The organism is Streptomyces sp. NPDC002680, assembly GCF_042889145.1.
GTDB classification, from domain to species: domain Bacteria; phylum Actinomycetota; class Actinomycetes; order Streptomycetales; family Streptomycetaceae; genus Streptomyces; species Streptomyces adonidis.
On record NZ_JBIAQP010000004.1, the window covers coordinates 120,140 to 138,491 of the forward strand.

At 68.0% G+C, this 18,352-nt stretch carries 12 protein-coding genes and 5 pseudogenes; 9 read left to right on the plus strand and 8 right to left on the minus strand.

Annotated elements, in window-relative coordinates:
- The first annotated feature begins 261 nt into the window (after positions 1–261).
- Positions 262–1,505: pseudogene (locus ACFYXF_RS12810) on the plus strand (IS256 family transposase).
- On the opposite strand, the gene ACFYXF_RS12815 reads toward ACFYXF_RS12810, so the two are convergent.
- The gene (locus ACFYXF_RS12815; RefSeq protein WP_389349569.1) at positions 1,502–2,233 is read right to left on the minus strand and encodes an SDR family NAD(P)-dependent oxidoreductase; all 732 of its coding nucleotides are present in this window, start codon (positions 2,231–2,233) and stop codon (positions 1,502–1,504) included. The pseudogene ACFYXF_RS12810 and the gene ACFYXF_RS12815 sit on opposite strands and share 4 nt — an antisense overlap.
- Before the next feature lie 255 nt (positions 2,234–2,488).
- Here ACFYXF_RS12815 and ACFYXF_RS12820 point away from each other — a divergent pair, with 255 nt between their 5' ends.
- Both ACFYXF_RS12820 and ACFYXF_RS12825 read left to right on the plus strand, forming a co-directional pair.
- Positions 2,489–2,830 (plus strand): winged helix-turn-helix transcriptional regulator, encoded by a 342-nt coding sequence (locus tag ACFYXF_RS12820; RefSeq protein WP_389349570.1) that lies wholly within the window; start codon positions 2,489–2,491, stop codon positions 2,828–2,830.
- A 127-nt stretch (positions 2,831–2,957) separates the two neighbouring features.
- A pseudogene (locus ACFYXF_RS12825) lies at positions 2,958–3,200 on the plus strand (IS110 family transposase); the annotation flags it as partial.
- Positions 3,201–3,373: 173 nt separating this feature from the next.
- Here ACFYXF_RS12825 and ACFYXF_RS12830 read toward each other — a convergent pair.
- Positions 3,374–4,042: a Type 1 glutamine amidotransferase-like domain-containing protein gene (locus ACFYXF_RS12830; RefSeq protein WP_389349571.1), complete on the minus strand. Its 669-nt coding sequence runs from the start codon at positions 4,040–4,042 to the stop codon at positions 3,374–3,376.
- 596 nt (positions 4,043–4,638) lie between these two features.
- Between ACFYXF_RS12830 and ACFYXF_RS12835 the strand changes: the two genes are divergently transcribed.
- Positions 4,639–5,256: a restriction endonuclease gene (locus tag ACFYXF_RS12835; protein ID WP_389349572.1), complete on the plus strand. Its 618-nt coding sequence runs from the start codon at positions 4,639–4,641 to the stop codon at positions 5,254–5,256.
- 13 nt (positions 5,257–5,269) lie between these two features.
- On the opposite strand, the gene ACFYXF_RS12840 is transcribed toward ACFYXF_RS12835, so the two are convergent.
- Positions 5,270–8,932 carry a CHAT domain-containing protein gene (locus tag ACFYXF_RS12840; RefSeq protein WP_389349573.1) on the minus strand — a complete coding sequence of 1,221 codons (3,663 nt, stop codon included), beginning with the start codon at positions 8,930–8,932 and terminating at the stop codon, positions 5,270–5,272.
- A gap of 1,215 nt (positions 8,933–10,147) precedes the next feature.
- Between ACFYXF_RS12840 and ACFYXF_RS12845 the strand changes: the two genes are divergently transcribed.
- A complete protein-coding gene (locus ACFYXF_RS12845) occupies positions 10,148–11,824 on the plus strand; it encodes a RecQ family ATP-dependent DNA helicase (RefSeq protein WP_389349924.1) in 1,677 nt (558 codons plus the stop codon).
- On the opposite strand, the pseudogene ACFYXF_RS12850 reads toward ACFYXF_RS12845, so the two are convergent.
- A pseudogene (locus tag ACFYXF_RS12850) lies at positions 11,777–11,983 on the minus strand (hypothetical protein); the annotation flags it as partial. The gene ACFYXF_RS12845 and the pseudogene ACFYXF_RS12850 overlap by 48 nt on opposite strands.
- Before the next feature lie 414 nt (positions 11,984–12,397).
- Here ACFYXF_RS12850 and ACFYXF_RS12855 point away from each other — a divergent pair.
- Positions 12,398–12,739: a hypothetical protein gene (locus ACFYXF_RS12855; RefSeq protein WP_389349574.1), complete on the plus strand. Its 342-nt coding sequence runs from the start codon at positions 12,398–12,400 to the stop codon at positions 12,737–12,739.
- Here ACFYXF_RS12855 and ACFYXF_RS12860 read toward each other — a convergent pair.
- A complete protein-coding gene (locus ACFYXF_RS12860; RefSeq protein ID WP_389349575.1) occupies positions 12,736–14,496 on the minus strand; it encodes a S8 family serine peptidase in 1,761 nt (586 codons plus the stop codon). The genes ACFYXF_RS12855 and ACFYXF_RS12860 overlap by 4 nt on opposite strands.
- Before the next feature lie 355 nt (positions 14,497–14,851).
- On the opposite strand from ACFYXF_RS12860, the gene ACFYXF_RS12865 reads away from it, so the two are divergent.
- Together ACFYXF_RS12865 and ACFYXF_RS12870 are read left to right on the plus strand one after the other, a co-directional pair.
- Positions 14,852–15,328: a hypothetical protein gene (locus ACFYXF_RS12865; protein ID WP_389349576.1), complete on the plus strand. Its 477-nt coding sequence runs from the start codon at positions 14,852–14,854 to the stop codon at positions 15,326–15,328.
- A 119-nt stretch (positions 15,329–15,447) separates the two neighbouring features.
- Positions 15,448–15,615, plus strand: coding sequence for a hypothetical protein (locus ACFYXF_RS12870; RefSeq protein WP_389349577.1), 168 nt, complete (start codon positions 15,448–15,450; stop codon positions 15,613–15,615).
- Between the two features lie 65 nt (positions 15,616–15,680).
- Here ACFYXF_RS12870 and ACFYXF_RS12875 read toward each other — a convergent pair.
- A pseudogene (locus tag ACFYXF_RS12875) lies at positions 15,681–16,280 on the minus strand (phosphotransferase); the annotation flags it as partial.
- On the opposite strand from ACFYXF_RS12875, the pseudogene ACFYXF_RS12880 reads away from it, so the two are divergent.
- Positions 16,281–16,520, plus strand: a pseudogene (locus ACFYXF_RS12880) (lipid II flippase MurJ); the annotation flags it as partial.
- A gap of 116 nt (positions 16,521–16,636) precedes the next feature.
- Here ACFYXF_RS12880 and ACFYXF_RS12885 read toward each other — a convergent pair.
- Together ACFYXF_RS12885 and ACFYXF_RS12890 are read right to left on the minus strand one after the other, a co-directional pair.
- Positions 16,637–17,659 (minus strand): LLM class flavin-dependent oxidoreductase, encoded by a 1,023-nt coding sequence (locus ACFYXF_RS12885; RefSeq protein WP_389349578.1) that lies wholly within the window; start codon positions 17,657–17,659, stop codon positions 16,637–16,639.
- Positions 17,660–17,829: 170 nt separating this feature from the next.
- Positions 17,830–18,207 carry a hypothetical protein gene (locus tag ACFYXF_RS12890; protein ID WP_389349579.1) on the minus strand — a complete coding sequence of 126 codons (378 nt, stop codon included), beginning with the start codon at positions 18,205–18,207 and terminating at the stop codon, positions 17,830–17,832.
- Between the last annotated feature and the right edge of the window lie 145 nt (positions 18,208–18,352).

Here is an 18,352-nt window from a genome sequence, read left to right on the forward strand (position 1 = left end):
GGCTTCGGAGACAGTGGCTTCGCAGTCGGCCAGGACCGCATAGTACTCACTCCGCTGGAGGGTGTCCTGCTCTCGTCGGATCCGTGTCTGGATCTCCTGCAGGGCTGGGGCCGCAAGATGATGTGGCAGCTGTGGTCGAGCAATGCTCAGGACTTGTGGATCGGGGCTCGGGGAGCACGCAGTGGGCGTACCTTCCCGAGTGATCGATTGAAGGTCACCGAGTAGGCCGACGCTGCGAACGTCGGTTGGGAAGGCACGCCCGTGCTCAGCGTGGTAAACGCCGACGGAACCACTCGTAACGGCTCCCTGATCGACGAGATTGTCCGTGAGGGCGCGAGGCGGATGCTGACCGCCGCTCTGGAGGCCGAAGTCAACGCCTATATAGCCGAGTTGGCGGGCGAGAGGGATGACCAGGGCCGTCGCCTGGTCGTGCGCAACGGCTACCACCAGCCGCGGAACGTCGCCACGAGCGCCGGAACGGTCGAGGTCAAAGCGCCGCGCGTGAACGACAAGCGGATCGATGTGTCCACGGGCGAGCGCAAGCGGTTCTCCTCGGCGATCCTGCCGCCTTGGTGCCGCAAGTCCCCGAAGATCAGCGAGGTCCTCCCGCTGCTCTATCTCCACGGCCTGTCGTCCGGTGACTTCGTTCCCGCGCTCAAGCAGTTCCTCGGCAGCCCGGCCGGCCTCTCGCCAGCCACCGTCACCCGGTTGACGACGCAGTGGCAGGCCGACCACCAGGCGTTCTCCGGGCGTGATCTGTCGGCCACCGACTATGTCTACGTGTGGGCCGACGGCATCCATCTGCGCATCCGCCTGGCCGAAGCGAAGTCCTGCGTGCTGGTCCTGATGGGCGCGCGCGGACGGCACCAAGGAGTTGATCGCGATGACGGACGGCTACTGCGAATCGGCCGAGTCCTGGGCCGATCTGCTGCGCGATTGCGCCCGGCGCGGGATGCGCGCCCCGGTCCTCGCGGTCGGCGACGGCGCGCTCGGCTTCTGGAAGGCCCTGGCCGAGGTCTTCCCCGCCTCCCTGCATCAGAGGTGCTGGGTTCACAAAACGGCCAACGTGCTCAACGCTCTGCCGAAGTCGGCCCAGCCCGGCGCCCGGAAGGCGCTTCAGGACATCTACAACACCGAGGACCGTGAACACACGCTGAAGGCTGTCACCTCGTTCGAGAACGCCTACGGCGCGAAGTGGCCCAAGGCCGCAAAGAAGATCACCGACGATACGGAGGAACTGCTGGCGTTCTACGATTTCCCCGCCGAGCACTGGATTCACCTGCGAACGACCAACCCGATCGAGTCGACGTTCGCGACTGTCCGGCTACGGACCAAGGTCACCAAGGGCGCCGGCAGCCGCCCTCGCCATGGTCTTCAAACTCGTCGAGTCCGCACAGGCTCGCTGGCGGGCCGTGAACGCACCTCACCTCGTCGCCCTCGTCCGAGCCGGATCCCGCTTCGAAGGGGGACGTCTCGTCGAACGCCCCGGCGAGGATGCGGCCTAGTCTGCGGGACTGATCGGTATGGCCGAACTGCCGCGCCCCCCTGCCTGGGCGACGAGAGATCGGAAAGCGTCCAGGTCGCCGATAACCTCTTCGACGCGGTTCCGCTGCTGGTACATGCTGTAGTAGCGGGCGCCGATGGCGTCAGGGTCGGCCTCGCCGCCGCCGGTGACGACCCCGGAAGCGATCGTCACCGTGCCCACGTAGATTCCCTGCGGCTTGAGTTCAGCATGCAGGGTGTGTGCCCAGTTGCGCAGGCCGGCCATGGCCATTCCCACGTTGGCCAGAAAGGGTGCGGGGACCGTCGAGCAGACGCCGGTGGTCAGCAGCAGCGTGCCCTCACCTCGGGCCAGCATCTCCGGCAGCACTTGGCCCACAGCCGTCACCGCGCCCAGCACATGCAGCTCGAACTGCGCGGCGACGGAGTCGACCGTGGTCTGCGCGGCATGGGTGATCGGCCCGGTCGGGCTGGGACTGTATTCGAGCACGTCGATCGGTCCCAGCATGTCCCTCGCCGCAGTGAGGGCGGTGGTGAGCGCGTCACGATCGCGGATGTCGGCGGGAAACGCGGCAGCGGTGACGCCCAGCTCGGCCAGCTCACTGACCAGGGTGTCCAGCTTCCCCTTGGTACGGGCGATCAACCCGACCTGGAACCCCTTGAGGCCGAACGCGCGAGCCACCCCCATCCCCAGCCCCGGGCCGGCACCGACAACAACGAGCGTCTTCACCACGAAGAATCCTCTCCGATCACCGCGATCGGAGCGGTGCTACCTCGACTCCGCGCCGGTCACTTACTGTTTGTAAGTGGCCCCATGATTTGTTACTGGGAGGGCCGCGGCAAGACGGCACATTTATGTCAGTGACACACACGGAGGTAACCGTTGGCGCCTCGCAGGAACACCTCCCCGGCCCCGCAGCACCGCGGCTCCACGCAGCCTCCGGCATCAGGCACCAGCCGTGAACCGGAGGAGGAAGCGTGCCGGCAGGTGCTCCAGATCCTCGGATTGATCGGCAGCAAGTGGAGCATCCTGATCATTGGCCAACTCCGCGACCGCACCCTGCGCTTCGGCGAACTGCATCGCACCGTCAACGGCATCTCCCAGCGCATGCTCACCCTGACACTGCGGCAACTCGAACGCGACGGCCTGTTGACCCGTACCGTCCACCCCAGCGTTCCCCCACGCGTGGACTACACGCTCAGCGAACTCGGCGCGACACTACTGGACTCCGTTGTCGCTCTCGGAGAATGGGCCACCACACACCGCAATGAGATCAACGACAACCGAAACCGCTACGACGCCACACACCCAACGCAAGCACCGTCCTGAAGCCCCTGCTCAATCCACAGAATTTGACAATTCCTCCGTGCGTACCCAAACCCAGTAGGGATTGCCCCCAACGGGCTGCCCCTCCTGCTGGCAGTACACCCACACCGATTCAGGAGTGCTGACGCGGTCTTCGATCCGCGGCGAACAACCATCCCGCCGCGGAAACAAGCAGCTCAAACGGGCCTTCTTCCTGACCGCGTTCGCGTCTCCGGCCGACCCGGCCTCCCGGACCTACTACGACAAGAAGATCAGCCAGGGAAAGCACCACACGCAAGCCCTCCTCTGCCTCGCGAGACGACGAGCCGATGTGCTCTTCGCGATGCTCCGCGACGGCACCTTCTACGAACCCCAGCCCGCCCCATCAGCTTGACGAAACCCATAGGGGCACCCGGAAAGAGCGAAACGAACATCAACTCACGTACCACCCTCTGACAGCGGGACGGCCGGTCATTCCTCGTCCCCTCGATCGAGCTGTTCGTCTCGTGCTCCGGTCCGCCCTGAGTGCGGCATGAGCGGGCGCTTGCCGATCGCTCATGCCGGTGGCTACGAGGAGAACAGCTTCCAGTGCCCCTCGGAGACGACGTCGACGGTGCCGTCGGTGACTGTGATGGCGGTCTCGTCGTCGATCGCGTACGCCGGGCCCGGGATCTCGGCCGCCCATCTCTCGGCGTCGGCCATGGTGTTCTCCGGCAGGAGTTCGTGATCCAGGTGCGGGAAGATCGAGAAGTCGACGATGCCCAGCGTGCTGTCGCCGCCGGTGGGCGGCTTCCACTCGACGAAGTCCTCCCCGATACGGGGGGTCATCACCATGCTCCCGGCACTCAGCCCCACCCAGACGGTCTCGCGCAACGACGGCAGGAGATCCGCCAGCCCGGACTGCCGCATCCAGTGGCACAGGTAGAGGGCGTCGCCGCCATTCACCAGCAGGACGTCTGCCTCTCGGACCCAGGAGACCCAGCGTTCCTCGTCGATGCTGGGCAGCGCGGTGAGCTCCAGCACTCCCAAGGACTTCCAACCCAGCTCACACATGGGTGTGGAGGACTGACCGGTGATGAAACGCCATGCCCCAGCAGGACTGCCCTGGGGGTGCCCGTACCCGGCGGTGGGGATACAGAGGGCGTTGGAGTCGGCGATCGGTTTGCCCAGCAGGCCGACCAGCGCGTTGTGGATGCTCGGGTTCTTGATGCCGGCGGAAGTAAGCAGAAGCCTCACGCTGCCCCCAAGTGTCATCGGCGGGGCCAGACTACCTGCGACGGCCGCTCTTGTAGGACTTGCGCTCGCTCACGGTGTTCAGCCCAGCCCGCCCGAGCCCGCCGACCTGCTGGGATGCCGCAGTCCCCTACGTTCAGGTGACGACGAATCAGCTATCAACTCGATTGCCGCCCTCTCACTTCGCGTCAACGTACCGATACGCCAACAGGACCGTCCCCGAAGCAACGGGTCACCCTCAACGTGGTTCACACGCAGGCATTCCGCGGGTTCGAATATCCGAGGCTACCGCCAAACCGGGCCTACCAGTTGTCTCCGGGCACTTCCACCTTGACTCCGTGTCAGCAGGCGACGTGGTTCTTGGTCTTTCTGGCGAGGGGCTGGGTTGCGGGTAGTACCAGGCGGCTGCCAAGGGTGGCGGTAGGCGATGCTCCATTTCACTCGCTGTCCATCACCTTCGGGTTCCAGCCCGCGGGGCGGCTCCGGCACAAGGACCGCATGGCCTCGGACCGTCGCCGAACGGGCCGAGATATTCCGAAGACCCCTCACGACGAAGGCGCGAGCCTCCTGGTCTGCACGCGACGGGTAGCATCATGCGCGTGAGCGAAGACGACAGCAGAGTCGCACGGCCGACCGCGCTCTACCCCCAGCCCGAGATCACTCCGAGTGAGTTCGAGAAATTCGTTGCTCATCAGCTCCTGGGGTCGGCCGATTCAAAGGTGAATGACCTCGTCGTCACTCTTCACGAGAAGATAGTGGGAACTGACGGCGTGTATGATTTCGACGCGACTGTCCGCTATCGGTTTGCCGGCATGTCCTTTCTCGTGCTTGTCGAGGCCAAGCTGCACAAGAATCCGATCAAGCGCGAGCTGGTCCAGGTTCTCCACCAGAAGGTGCAGAGCGTCGGTGCTCACAAGGGCGTCATGGTGTCTACCGCTCCGTACCAGACCGGCGCCCTGCAATTCGCGAAGGTGCATGGCATTGCTCTCGTGACAGTCACGGAAGGCCGCTTCGTATTCAACACCAGGGACGCGGCGCCGACGCCTCACACATCGCGTGAAGAAGCAGGCGAAGGTTTCGGGCAGCCTCGCTTCGTTGCGCATCACTTCGGCCCGGGCGGTAAGCCGGGCACGACACAAGCTTGGCTGATGTCGCCCGACGATGATGAATATCCGTGTTACGTAGCAGAGCTTGTGCTCGGCCAGCCTTCCGGATGATGCAGCGTCGATGCTAAGCGCCGACGTGTATGTGTGATGCCCACACCGAAGGGTGGTCCGGCCATCGGTCACGCATGCGGCAGGTCGCGGTGTGGACCGCTGCGGCGATGTCTCCGTCGGTGGTGACGGCTGTGTAGACGAGGTCGGCGATGTCCACGGCATGCTGATCGCCGATCGGCCACAGGGTGCCGATCACATGCCGGTAGCCGGCGAGTTGGAACGCGGAAGCCAGGTGGATCGCCTCGTCGGCCAGCCGCCCCCCTGGCCGGGCGGTCGAGCAGGCCGACAGGAAGGCCAGTTCGGCGGTGTCCATACGGAGCCTGGCCAGATCCACCACGGTCAGCGGGTGATTCTGGTGGTCGGCGAGCAGCAGGTGGCTCGACGAGGGGTCGGCCATGTCACTGTCCCCGTGGCAGACGAAATGCGCCCACCGAGCCTCGGGCAGCACAGCGACCACCGCCTCGTGGGTGGCCGCCGCGCCGGTAAGGGTGCTGACGATGCCGGGGAAGTGACGGCGCACGACAGACACCTCGGCTTCTGCCCCGGGCAGGTCGGAACGGTTGCCCGGTGTGTGGGGCATCGCGACCACGACCGCCCGGTCGCTGCCGAGCCGCCTTGTTTCCGCGGCGCCGCGGTGGGCGTGGGCCAGGGCCCGCAACGTCGGGGTGGTGGAACACACGACCCTGTCGATCACCGTGGCCGGCGTGGTAGCGGAGAACGTGTCGTGGTGGCCGGCTGCGTGCAACGGAAGGAACGACATCAGTCCCGACGGGCACCACCACAGTCTGGGCCAGGGCTCGCCGTTCCGCGGCGGGCCGGTGATACCGAGCCGGTTGAGCACCGGACCCGCCACCACGTCCCACAGCCATCCGAGCGTCTGCGCCATCCGGCGCTGTCCGGCTGCCCGCGTCCTGGCCCCCTTCGACGCCGTGTCGTCGACCGCGCCGAGGAACGCACTGACCTCCGTCAGCACTGCGTCCGGGGTGAGCGCAGGCAGGGGCACCGCCGTTGCATCGGCGTCGGCGGAAAGGATCAGTGCATGGGACCCGAACCGGGACACGTTGACGATCACGATGTGGCCCTGTGCCGGTGCGAGGTCGCGTACGGCGATTGGCCGCAGGAAGCGGCCGAACCCGGGTAGCTCTCGGATTTCCGCGATGAGCTGGTCGAATGCCGCGGCCGTGGCACGGCGTGTTGCCGATGCCTGACTCGTCGGCAGGCTGCCGTTGCCGAGGGCGACGGCTGAGGTGGCGGCCGCCGCTGGGCCGGGGCGGTCGAGTTCCGTGCACAGGGCGGTGAACCGGTCTGCCAGTTCCGGGTATTGCTCGGTCAGCGCCGAGAGATCGGCGCGGCTGTCCAGCGCCTGGCTCAGCAGGAGTCCGCGGCCCTGCTCGAACAGTTCGATGCCGTAGGCGTCCAGTCCCGCCCGTACGCAGCACGCAGCGGCGTCCGATCCGACCCCGCCCATACCGTCGAGCAGGAACTCCTGATCGCGCCGAGCGAGGCTGCGCGGCACGGTCCGCGCCACCAGGTCGACCGCGGCCGCGAAGGCGGATACGGCGTCCTGCCACCGGCCGCCTTCCGCGGCGAGGCTTCCCCACACGCCAGCTGCCACCGCGCGCATGCGTGGCGAGGCGGCCTCAACTGCGGCCCCTTCCCGGCAAGCTGCGAGTGCCTCGCCCAGGTCCGCCTCGACGCCAGAGCATGCGAAGCGGGCGCCGAGGGCCTGGCCCAGGCCGGCCAGGTATCCAGCCCGGTCTGGATGATCGGGCGTGACGGCGACCACCGCGCCGCGGGCGGCGTCGACCGCCGCATCCAGGTCCGCCACGCTGCTGGTGTGGTCGTGCCGCTGGCGCAGGACAAGGGCGTGGTTCGACAGAACCGGGGCACGGCGCGGGTGGCCGGATGGGACATCCACGGCAGCGACCTGGCTGGCCGCGACCGCCTCGTCGAGGTCGGCCTGGACGCCGGTGATCGCGAAGCGGGCCTGCAGGGCCGCACCGAAGTTGGACAAGCGCGCTGCCCGGCTGGAGTGGTCGCGGGGTGTAGCGAGCACTGCCTTCCTACAAGCGTCGATCGCGTCGTCGAGGTCTTCCCGGCGGCGCATGGACTCGAACCGGACCTGCAAGGCACCGCCGAGGTTCGCCAGCATCGTGGCCCGGTCGGGGCCGGAGACCGGTGCGGCAATCACCGCATTGTGAAGAGCGTCGACCGCCTCGTCCAGGTCCGGCTGGCTACCGCTGTGCCGGAATCGCGACAGCAATGCGGCTCCGAGATTCCCCAGGTAAGCCGCCACGTGAAGGTGGCCGCCGGGCGCGGCGGCGACTGCGGCCCGGCCGACGTCGACGGCCTCATCAAGGCCCGCTTCCCCGCCAGTGCGCTCGAACAGCACGCGCAGGATGTTGCACAGATTCGACAGATATGAGGCGCGGTTGGGATCCTCGGTTGGAGTGGCGGCCACGGCATGCCGGGCAAGCGTGACCGCCTGGTCCAAGTCCTCCCGGCCGCCGGTGCGCTGATGCAGCTGATACAGCGCATTGGCGAGGTTGGACTGCCGCCCGCCAAGACCGGGATCACCGGCGGGCGTCTCCGCCAGCCCGGCTCGGCCGGCTGCGACCGCGTCAGCCAGATCCTGCTCGCCGCCGGTGTGGACGAACCGGATCCGTAGGATGTCGCTGAGGTCGGACAGGTACTCGGCCGGGTCGAGGTCGCCTGCCGCAGTGGCCACCACTGCGTCCCGGCGGGCCTGGACCGCCTCATCCAGATCTGCCGGGTCCCCGCTGCGTTCAAACCGGGCCAGCAGCGCGCCGCCGAGTTCGGACAGCCGGCCGGCGTACCCCGATTGGTCAGGTGAGGCCGTGGCAAGCCCATTCCGCACCGCCTCGATCATTTTGTCCAGGTCCGCCTCCCGGTCGAGGTATGCCGCCCGGGCCCTCAGAGCAAGATCGAGGTTGGACATCATCAAGGCGTGATCCGGATGATCAGGCCAGCCAGTAACCGCCTCCTGCCCTGCGTTGATCGCGGCGTCGAGGTCTGATTCACCGCCCAGGCGCTCGAACCGGGTCAACAGGGCGTTGCCGAGGTTGGACAGGTACACGGCCCGGTCAGGCTGGTCGAGGTCAGTGCTGGCGATCGCCGCCCGGCTGAGTTCGATCGCCTCGTCCAGATCCGTCGGCGATGCCGCCCACTCGAACCGGGTCAGCAGTGCACTACCGAGATTGGTCCGACAGCGACCTGACTCGGGGTGGTCAGGCCCAGCCGCGGCAATGGCTCGCCGGAACAGGTCGACGGCGCGGTCCAGGGCAGCGGCGTCATCCAAGCCCAGTGCTTCACGATAGAGCGAGCGGCCAAGGCGAGCCAGCGCCTTGGGGCCGTCCGGTGCAGCTGGCGGGTTGCGCTCAAACAGTTCACTGATCAAGGTGGGAACCCCGTCAGGATGCAGCCGGTACACCGGAGCAAGCAGATCCATAGCAGTCGTGAGATCCGACTCGCCCTCGGCGGAGGCGCGAGCGGCGAACCGCAACCAATACAGCCATCCTGCCGCCTGCGCGACCTCGATGTCCTCCACCGGATCCGGGACTGAGCAGATCAGCTCCAGCGCCTCGGCGACGGCCTCAGCGGCCAGAACCGTAGCTGCATCATGATCGGCGTTGAATCGGCTGACCCGGCTTCGCACCTGCGCAAGTCGACGCGTCCGCACCGCTGCAGCTCCCACCCTCGTCCCAAGCTCACACCCGAATGCGGGTAGCCGCCGATATGGCCGACGTCCTCGGCCAGGCACTCAAATGCCGTACGGATTCCTAGACTTCCCATAACCGACACTACCGTCATACGACAGTCCAGACTCCGACCCGCTCCAGAGCGCCCTGCGCCGGATCAGCCCCAGCCACGCTCCGCTGACCATGTCCAAGCTGCATCTGCTCGATGTGCGCTGGACCGCCCGCCCACGACCGGACGGCGGCGCCCGGTGGGAGATGGACTGGGACCCCGTCGCCGTCCTCCCGTTGGGCACCACTTAGTCGGCCCCGTGGACGCCAACACCCGGACACAGTGACATGAGCACGCATCTCTTCACCGAAAGGAACGACTCACCTTGACCGCATCCACGCTGGACGACAACCTTCGGCAGCAGGCTGAACGCGCTTTCCGTGCTGGGGACTTCGCCGCTGCGGCCCGCCTGTACGAGCAGCTCCTCACCGATATGTCCACAGCCTCGGGCACCGAGGACGCCTGCTCCCTTGCCGCACGCGGGCAGTACGCGCTCGCGCTGTACGGTCTCGCCGACTACCCCCCGGGGAGAACACCTGGACCAGGGTCGGCACCTGACTGCGCAACTCCGCCGGCGGGACGACCGGCAACATCGTTTCCTACTACATCGGCACCAGCCACCGCATCTATCTCTCGCGCGACAGCGACGGCTACAAGCACTTCACCGACGGCACCGAAAGCGGACGTATCGCGGGCTACAACTACCGGACCTGCAGCTAGAACCGGTGCGGCACAGTGTGTGAGGGATGCCCGGCACCCTCACACACCGCCGGGCCCGGCGCGCCCGTCCTGCGCCGCAACTCCTCGACCGCGCCGCTCTCGTACCAGCCCCGCGTCTCGTACCAGCCCCGCGCCAGGGCGAGAAGCCGTTCCCGGGCGGTCTCCGCAGCCGGGGCTCCTTGCGTCGCGCAGATGGGCAAAGACGTGCTGGCCGTGCCCGGCAACACGGTCGAGGCAAAAGCCCCTGAATACAGTGGTGACGCTCGCCGGCGTGCCGCGAGTGTGCCGTCGCAGTCCGCGCCTGGCGATCGGACTGCTTCGGGCCGGGGCGGGCACTAGACCCACCACCGCCCGTCCGGTTCCGCCCCGGTCGCGCGCAACCGCTTCGGGAGTCCCTTTGCCGATCAGCCTGTTCGTCGCCCGCCGTCTCCGCAGAGCCGCGCGGGTGACCTTCGGATGGGACGAGTTGCGTCCCGGTCAGCTCACCGCGATGAAAGCGGTCATGCGCCGCAGGGACGCCATGGTGGTGATGCCGACCGGCTCGGGCAAGTCGGCGGTGTACCAGGTGCCGGGCATGCTGCTCCCCGGTCCGACGCTCGTCGTGTCACCGTTGATCGCTCTCCAGCGGGACCAGATCGCCGGACTGCTGCGCAGCAGCGGCCAGAGCGCCGTCGCCGTCAACTCGTCGATGTCCAGGGCGCAGAACGAGCAGGCATGGGAGAGCGTGAGTGACGGAACGGCCCGGTTTCTCTTCCTCGCCCCGGAACAGCTCGCCAAGCAGGACGTGCTGGAGCGGCTGGCCGCGCTGAGACCGTCCCTCTTCGTCGTGGACGAGGCGCAGTGCGTGTCCTCCTGGGGCCACGACTTCCGGCCGGACTACCTCAGGCTCCGGCAGGCCGCCGAGAGCATCGGGCGCCCTCCCATCCTCGCCCTCACCGCCAGCGCCGCCGCACCGGTGCGAGCCGACATCGTCGAGCAGCTCGGCATGCGCAAGGCCCACGAGGTGGTGGCCGGGTTCGACCGGCCCAACATCCGCCTGGAGGTCACCCACTTCCTGGACAACGCGGCCAAGCGGCGCGCCGTGGTGGAGCGGGCGGCGGCCGAGCCCAAGCCGGGCATCGTCTACGTCGCCACCCGCAAGGACGCCGATGCGTACGCCGCCGAGCTGAGCGGACTCGGCCTGAGCGCCGCCGCCTACCACGCGGGCAGCCGGTCGGCCGACCGCAGCGCGGTCCACGACCAGTTTCTCGGCGGCGAGTTGGACGTGGTGGTGGCCACCTCGGCATTCGGCATGGGCATCGACAAGCCCGGCGTACGGTTCGTGCTGCACGCGTCGGTGCCCGGGTCCCTCGACGCCTACTACCAGGAGATAGGCCGGGCGGGCCGGGACGGCGAGCCGTCCCGGGCCATCCTGCACTATCGCGTCGAGGACCTGGGCCTGCAGAAGTTCTTCTCCACCGGCCGCCCGGACGCGGACACCATCGCCGACGTCTCCCGCCTCGTACGGGACCGTGCGACCCCGCTGACACCGACGGAACTCCAGGAGGAGACCGGCCTGTCCGCCGGCCGGCTGACCGCCGTCCTCAACCTCCTGGAGAGTGCCGGAGCCCTCACCACGGAACGCGGAAAGGTGGCCCCGGTCCCCGGGGCCGATGCGGAGGAAACCGTCACGCGGGCCGTTGAGTTGGGCACCGCGCACGAGAGCATGGAACGCTCCCGGGTCGACATGATGCGCGGCCTGGCCGAGACCACCGGCTGCCGACGGCGTTTCCTGCTCGGCTACTTCGGCGAGCGCCTCAACTCCCCCTGCGGCAACTGCGACCGATGCGAACAGCACCCCACCGGCGCCGAAGCCGCAGTCGGCGCCGTCCCCGGCCTGTCCCGCCCCCGGACCGCCTCACCCACACGCCACGACCACCCGTTCCCGCCCGGCACCGCGGTCCACCACCCGCAGTGGGGTGACGGCGAGGTCCTCAGCGAGGAGGAGAACCGGATCACCGTCCTGTTCGCCTCGGTCGGTTACCGAACCCTGTCACTGCCGGTGATCCTGGAGAAGAACCTGCTCACAGCCGCTTCCTAGACGCAGGCCCGGCCGGCCCGCCACAGCACCGCACACAACCCCGCGCCCGACCAGGCAGGTCACATCCCCGAACGACGGCCACTGCTCCGGCACCCACCCCACGTACTTCTCCTGGTTCGAGAACAGCGGGACCGATACGACGATGCCCGCCAACAGGGCCGGAGCATCCCCACACCCTGTTCACGATCGCCAGGCTCACCGACACCCTCGGCGAGCAGCAACGCCGAACGGAGGCCGACGAACTCGCCCACACGGCCGCCGAACACGCGACCACCGCCCTGAGCGCCGGGCGCGAAGCCACCCTGAGCTGCCGCCTCACCCTGCCTGGGTTCCGTACCGCACCGTCCCGCACGAGTCCGAGGACCTCATCCGCGCCAGCGTGCGGGACATCGTCGCCGTACCCGGTGACGGTCACCCCGACAGCAGGGCCACCCACCACCTCCTGGTCGAATCCCTACACATCCCGGACCGCACCCACGACTATCGGTAGACGCCGCCACTGACACCTCCTCCGGTCGGGTGCATCCGGGGCCGTCAGAGAACCCCGACGCGCCAGAGCACGTACTGACAGACGTGGACCCGACCCCAGAAACGCACCTGTCCGAACCCGGCCCGCTCGTCATCGACGTGGCGGGCCTTCGTACGGTCAGCGCGGACACGGCCCTGCAGCTCCTCAGGGAGGCGCACGGTGATCAGGACACCGGCCCCAGGCCGTCCGTGGCCGTCCCGGACTCCTCCGGCATATGGGCCCCGACCGCGGTGTACGCCGTGGTCGGGGCCCATATGCCCTCTGCCGCCCAGGTGTTCGCAGCCCTGGCCGAACAGACCGCAGCCCGCTTTGTCCGCGGCCGCGGGCGGGGAGCTGTCGCCGGCGCAGTGCGTGCTGTACGCGGGTGTTGCCGGGCCCTGCGCTAGAGGGTCAGGTTCCAGGCGTCGATCTTGCCTGTGTCGGAGGCGGCGTTGTCGTTGACGCGCAGCTTCCAGGTGCCGTTCGCGACCTCCGAGGAGGCGTTCACGGTGTAGGTCTGGGCGATGTTGTCGGCGCTGCCGCCGGTGTGGCTGTGCAGCGTGTAGACGGTGCCGTCCGGCGCCACCAGGTCGACCTTCAGGTCACCGATGTAGGTGTGCTTGATGTCCACACCCACCTTGAGGGTGGCCGGGGCGTTGCCGGTCACGCCGGTGACGGCGATCGGGCTCTCCACGGTCGCGTTGTCGTTGATGGCGAAGTCCGCGAGGTTCTCGAAGTACGTGCCGGGCGGCGGGGTGGTCCCGACGGCCTTGAGGGCGTCGGCCTGTCCCTCGCCGAAGAACGAGTTGTTGGCCGTCGTGCCCGTGCAGCGGCTGTCCGAGGGGCAGGCGATGTCGTTGGCCTGGGCGGCCAGCTTGGCGCGGATCTCCGCCGGGGTGATGCCCGGGTTGGCGCTGGCGATGAGTGCCGCAACGCCGACCACGTGCGGGGTGGCCATCGAGGTGCCGCTCTTGCTGCCGTAGCCGCCGCCGGGGACGGTGGAGTACACGCTGCTGCCCGGCGCCGCGATGTCGATGACGCCCTGACCGTAGTTGGAGAACGAGGCCTTGGTGACGCCCGTGCCGTTGGCCGCGACCGTGACCACGCCCGGCAGCTCGGTCGGGATGTCGAGGCAGGCGTTGGTGATGGTGCGGGTGACCGGCGTCGAGTCGTTCGGGCTCGCGGAGTCGGTCGTCTTGTGGGCGAGGTCGTAGTTCTCGTTGCCCGCGGCGGCGATCTGGAGGGAGCCCTTGCCCTCGGCGTACTCCTGGGCGCGCTTGACGCCCTCGATGATGGCGGCCTGGTCGATGTTGTCCGGGCAGTTGAACTGCCACGGGTCCGTGTAATAGCTGTTGTTGGTGACCTTGAAGCCGTGGTCACCGGCCCAGACGAAACCGCAGATGGTGTTCTCGGCGAAGAAGAAGGAGTTGCCCGGCTCGGCGACCCGGACCGCGGAGATCGTCACCCCGGGGGCCACGCCGACGACGCCCTTGCCGTTCTTGGCCGCGGCGATGGTGCCCGCTACGTGGGTGCCGTGCGTGTCGACGTCCCGCCAGGCGCCGGCACGGGTGTCGGGCTTGCCGTAGGCGCAGGAGACCGAGTCGGCCGCGTTGAAGTTGGGCGCCAGGTCCTGGTGCTGGTCGTCCACACCGGTGTCCAGGATGCCGACCTTGACCGAGGCGGAGCCCGGGTTCACGGCCCAGGCCTGGTCGGCCTTGATCTGGCTCATGTCGGCCCGGACCGGTTCTCCGGCCGGGGTCGAGGCCTGAGCCGGATTGGCGGGGAGCGCCGGGTTGTAGGCGTCGGCCGGGACGTCCGAGGTGCGCGTGGCGCCGACCTGCTGCACGCCGGCGACGCCGCGCATGGTGGCGGCGAATCCGCTGGACGCCGAGTGGGCGACGATCACGCCGATGGCGTCGAAGTTCGAGAAGACGGTGCCGCCGTTGGCCTCGATCGCGGAGCGGACCGCCGAACTGTCACCGGGGGCGGTGATCACGAGGTAGGCACGCGTGCCGGCCACCCAGGTCGCACTCTGGGAAGCCGGCACAGCGGCCGGAGCGTGGGCCTTGGCGACCGGCGCGGTGGAGGGGACGACGGGGAGCGTGCCCGCGAGGGCGCCCGGGGCGCCGAACGCGAGAGCGGCGCCGAGCGTGGCCGCCAGCACCAGCGTGCGTCTGGATCGGCTCGATATGTGGGGTATCAATGCGTCCTCCGAAGACGGCCCGGCCGTGCTGAGGGCACCGGCCGGGCCGTACGAAACGAGTGGTGAATGCAAGATGTCAGGTGCATGCCCCTGCACGGAAGTACCTTTCCGTGCCGCGACGTTGTAGGGGCATGGCTGAAAAGCACTGCTGGGGGTGCCGGTGCAGTACGGGATGGCCACCACCGAGCAGATGCACCGGTTCCATTTCGACCGCCACAGATACGACGACGCCTTGCGTGCTCTGAGTGCGACAATCAGCTCCGGCAACAGGTGAGTTCGCCCGCGCCGTCCCGTCCAGTTCAGCAGGAGTCGCCGCATGGATCCGGCAGACAGCCACGCGGACGAAATCGCTCTGAGCGCTGAAGAGTACGACGCCGTCAGCGCAGCCGTCGCACGTGTCACGAGCGCTGGAGATGGAGCACAAGCCCACTCCCTCAACTCCCTCCTCGCACAGTGGGGCGCTTTGGCGGCCGAGGTGGAGGAGGGCTACTCGTGGTGCGCGCCGGAGCTCGACCACGATCTCTCGTGCCGGAACGCGCTCGCGGGAGTCTGGCCGCTGCTGCCCTCACGTGTTCGCGCGATCAGGCAACCGAAACTCGATTGCATCGACGTTCGCTATCGCCGCGCGACGATTCCATGGCCCGACCGCCCCGAGGAAGGTGCTCGATGGTGGACATGGCGTGTTCCCCGGCGCCTTGAGGTCGAGGCCGCAGAGCAACGAGATCCGGACTGGCCCTTGGGATGGGAGATGATGCCGTTCCCCCGACCCGCTTCCGTGGAAGTCGTCACTTGACAGTACGTGCCGATCAGACCCCAACCAAGCGAATGTAGTTCAGAGAAGCCTGCGTCAGATGTTCGCTCCTGCGACCTGACCCGGCCCAACGGGCACGGCTTGCCGAGATCCGCGACAACGTGATCGCCCGAATCGTCGAAGTCGAGGCGGAAGGCTGGCTCGGCGAGGTCGAAGGTCTCCAGGTCAGCCTGGCCGGCGCCGAGGAGAAGCTCCGCCGGCTCGATCGGGGCCACGGGCAGCCTACGGCCGTGGACCTGGGCATCCCCGCCGCACGTGGCGATCGATGAACCCACGAAGGTGGGCTGCCGTATGGGCCCAGTCAAGATCGAGAACAAGTTCGTAGAAGCGTGCGTCAAACGCCTTTCAGAACACGATCAAGTGCCGCCCTGCCTACAGGTCCCCAGTGCGGCTTGCCGCCGGGAAGACCCCGATCCCCGTTCTGCCCCATGAGCATCAGGAAGAGGCTCTTCATAGCGGCCAGCCCGCGGGCGCGCCGAATCGCCGCCTCGTCTGCACGCGCATACGTCTCGAAGAACCGTGAGGCCGTGCCTGCGGGTAGCAACACCCATGCAGCGGCGAGGTCCAGTGCCGGATCGCCGGCGAACATGTCACCGAAGTCGACGATGCCCGAGAGCGTTCCGTCCGAGACCACGACGTTCGCGGGATGGAGGTCGCCATGCACCCAGAGCGGTGGCCCCTCCCACTCGGGCGCTGCGACGGCGTCGTCCCAGACAGCCCGGACATCGTCGGCGAGGTCATCGAGGGCGTCGAGGGCAACAGCGTGGAAGAAGTGGTCGAAGCCGTCCGTGCAGTCCCTGGGATGCGCACCGCGGTCCGTAGCGATCGGCGCCTCGGCGGGCGCCTCCACATGGAACGCCCGGAGGAAGCCCGCCAGCGTGTCGGCCCCGTGGACGCCGCGGCTGATCGAGCCGTGATCCAGCGGCTCGCCGGGCCGCAGATGAGCCGGCCCGTCACCGAACACCGCCTGGACGGCATGCGCGGCGATCTCTCCCGGGCCCTGCGGATCAGCGGCGTCGTCATCGTTCCCGCCGCCTTCCTCTTCGTGGCCCTCGGCCCGGAAATGGCGCAGGTGATCTTCGCTCACGGGGCAGCCGATTCAGCGTCCATCGTGCCGCTGGGCCAGATACTCCAGGCTTTCGGACTCGGCCTGATCCCCTTCTCGGCGCAGTACAGCCGCTCGGCCTCGGCAGTCGACTTGCAGAAGGCGGGCCCGCTGATCGGCCGGACATTCGAGGCGGCCTGACCACCACGGTGCCGAGCCGCCCCGCACGCAGGGCGGCAGAACACTCAGCGCCAGCCGAGCTCCGGTGCCACCTGGGTCAGGATGCTCTCCAGGACATGGGCGTTGTAGTCGACCCCGAGCTGGTTCGGGACGGTCAGCAGGACGGTGTCCGCAGCCTGGATGGCTTCATCCTCCTGCAGTTGCTTCACCAGCACGTCGGGCTCGGCGGCGTACGACCGTCCGAAGATCGCCCTGGTCGTGTCGTCGATCATGCCGACCTGGTCACGCGAGTTGCGGTCGTGGCCGAAGTAGGCCCGGTCCACGTCGTCGGTCAGGGCGAAGATGCTGCGGCTGACGGACACCCGCGGCTCTCGCGCGTGGCCCGCCTCCTTGTACGCCTCGCGGTACGCCTCGATCTGCTTGCGCTGCTGGACGTGCAGCGGCTCGCCCGTCTCGTCGTCCTTGAGGGTGGAGCTCTGGAGGTTCATCCCCAGCTGCGCGGCCCAGACGGCGGTCGCGTTCGAACTGGAGCCCCACCAGATCCGTTCGCGCAGCCCTTCGGAGTGCGGCTCGACGCGTAGCAGCCCCGGCGGGTTGGGGAACATAGGCCGCGGGTTCGGCCGCGCGAAACCCTCGCCCTCGATCACCTTCAGGAAAGCCTCGGCGTGCTGGCGGGCCATGTCCGCGCCGGTTTCGCCGTCTGCGGGGGCGTAGCCGAAGTAGCGCCAGCCGTCGATCACCTGTTCCGGTGATCCGCGGCTGATGCCGAGCTGCAGTCGGCCGCCGGAGATGAGGTCGGCGGCACCGGCGTTCTCGGCCATGTACAGCGGGTTCTCGTAGCGCATGTCGATCACGCCGGTACCGATCTCGATCTTCGAGGTTCGTGCACCGATGGCCGAGAGCAGCGGGAACGGACTGGCCGCCTGCTGCGCGAAGTGATGCACGCGGAAGTACGCACCGTCCACGCCCAGCTCCTCGGCAGCGACCGCCAGGTCGATGGACTGGTGCAGGAAATCGGCGGCTGACCGGGTCTTGGAATGCGGACTCGGCGACCAGTGACCGAACGAGAGGAAACCAATCTTCTTCACGCACGCCAGAGCGTCCGGCGGCCGCATTTGATTCCCCGCGCCGGCGCAACGTGACCAGGCCAGTCAGCCAGTGTGGCCATCGGATTCCTCCTCCGGGATGCGACTGCCGCTTCCGCGCCGAGATCGACAACGTCATGGTGGCGACAGGCAGCGGCGCGGCTACCGTCGATTCACCCCACGGCACAATGCTTTCCAACGGGATGGCGGGCGGTCCCGCCTTCGACTTCGCCGAGCGGGTACGGACCACAGAAGACTTCCGTAACCAGGGGCAGTTCACCGCCGTTGCGGCCGCGCTCGTCCGGGAAGCCGAACAGCGGCTCGAGGACTTCAGAATCCGCTTCGCGGACCCCAACAGGACAGCCACGACGTTGATCGAACGCCCCAGCAGCACCGGCTGCCTCTGGGAAGACTTCGACGTCGGCGTGGCAGCCGCACTGCCAGGACAGGCCGAAATCGCCCGTCAACGCCTCGCCCGAGTGCAGAACGAAGCCCCCATCACGGACTGGATCACCAAAATACAAGATACCGCTCGTATCGTTTCTGCCCACGAGCCGCGCCCAACCCCGTCCTGCAGAGGCCGATCCGGGAGTACATGGCTACGTAGGTGAGGACGAGGAACGCTTGGGTCCGAGTGCGGAGAGCATCCGTGCATCTGTGGTGACTGAAATGTTGGCGAGTTGCGGGAACGCCCCC

What these genes read in the sequence shown, in the direction of transcription:
- ACFYXF_RS12865 (WP_389349576.1), top strand. Translation starts at nt 14,852, where the DNA reads ATGGATCCGGCAGACAGCCACGCGGACGAAATCGCTCTGAGCGCTGAA.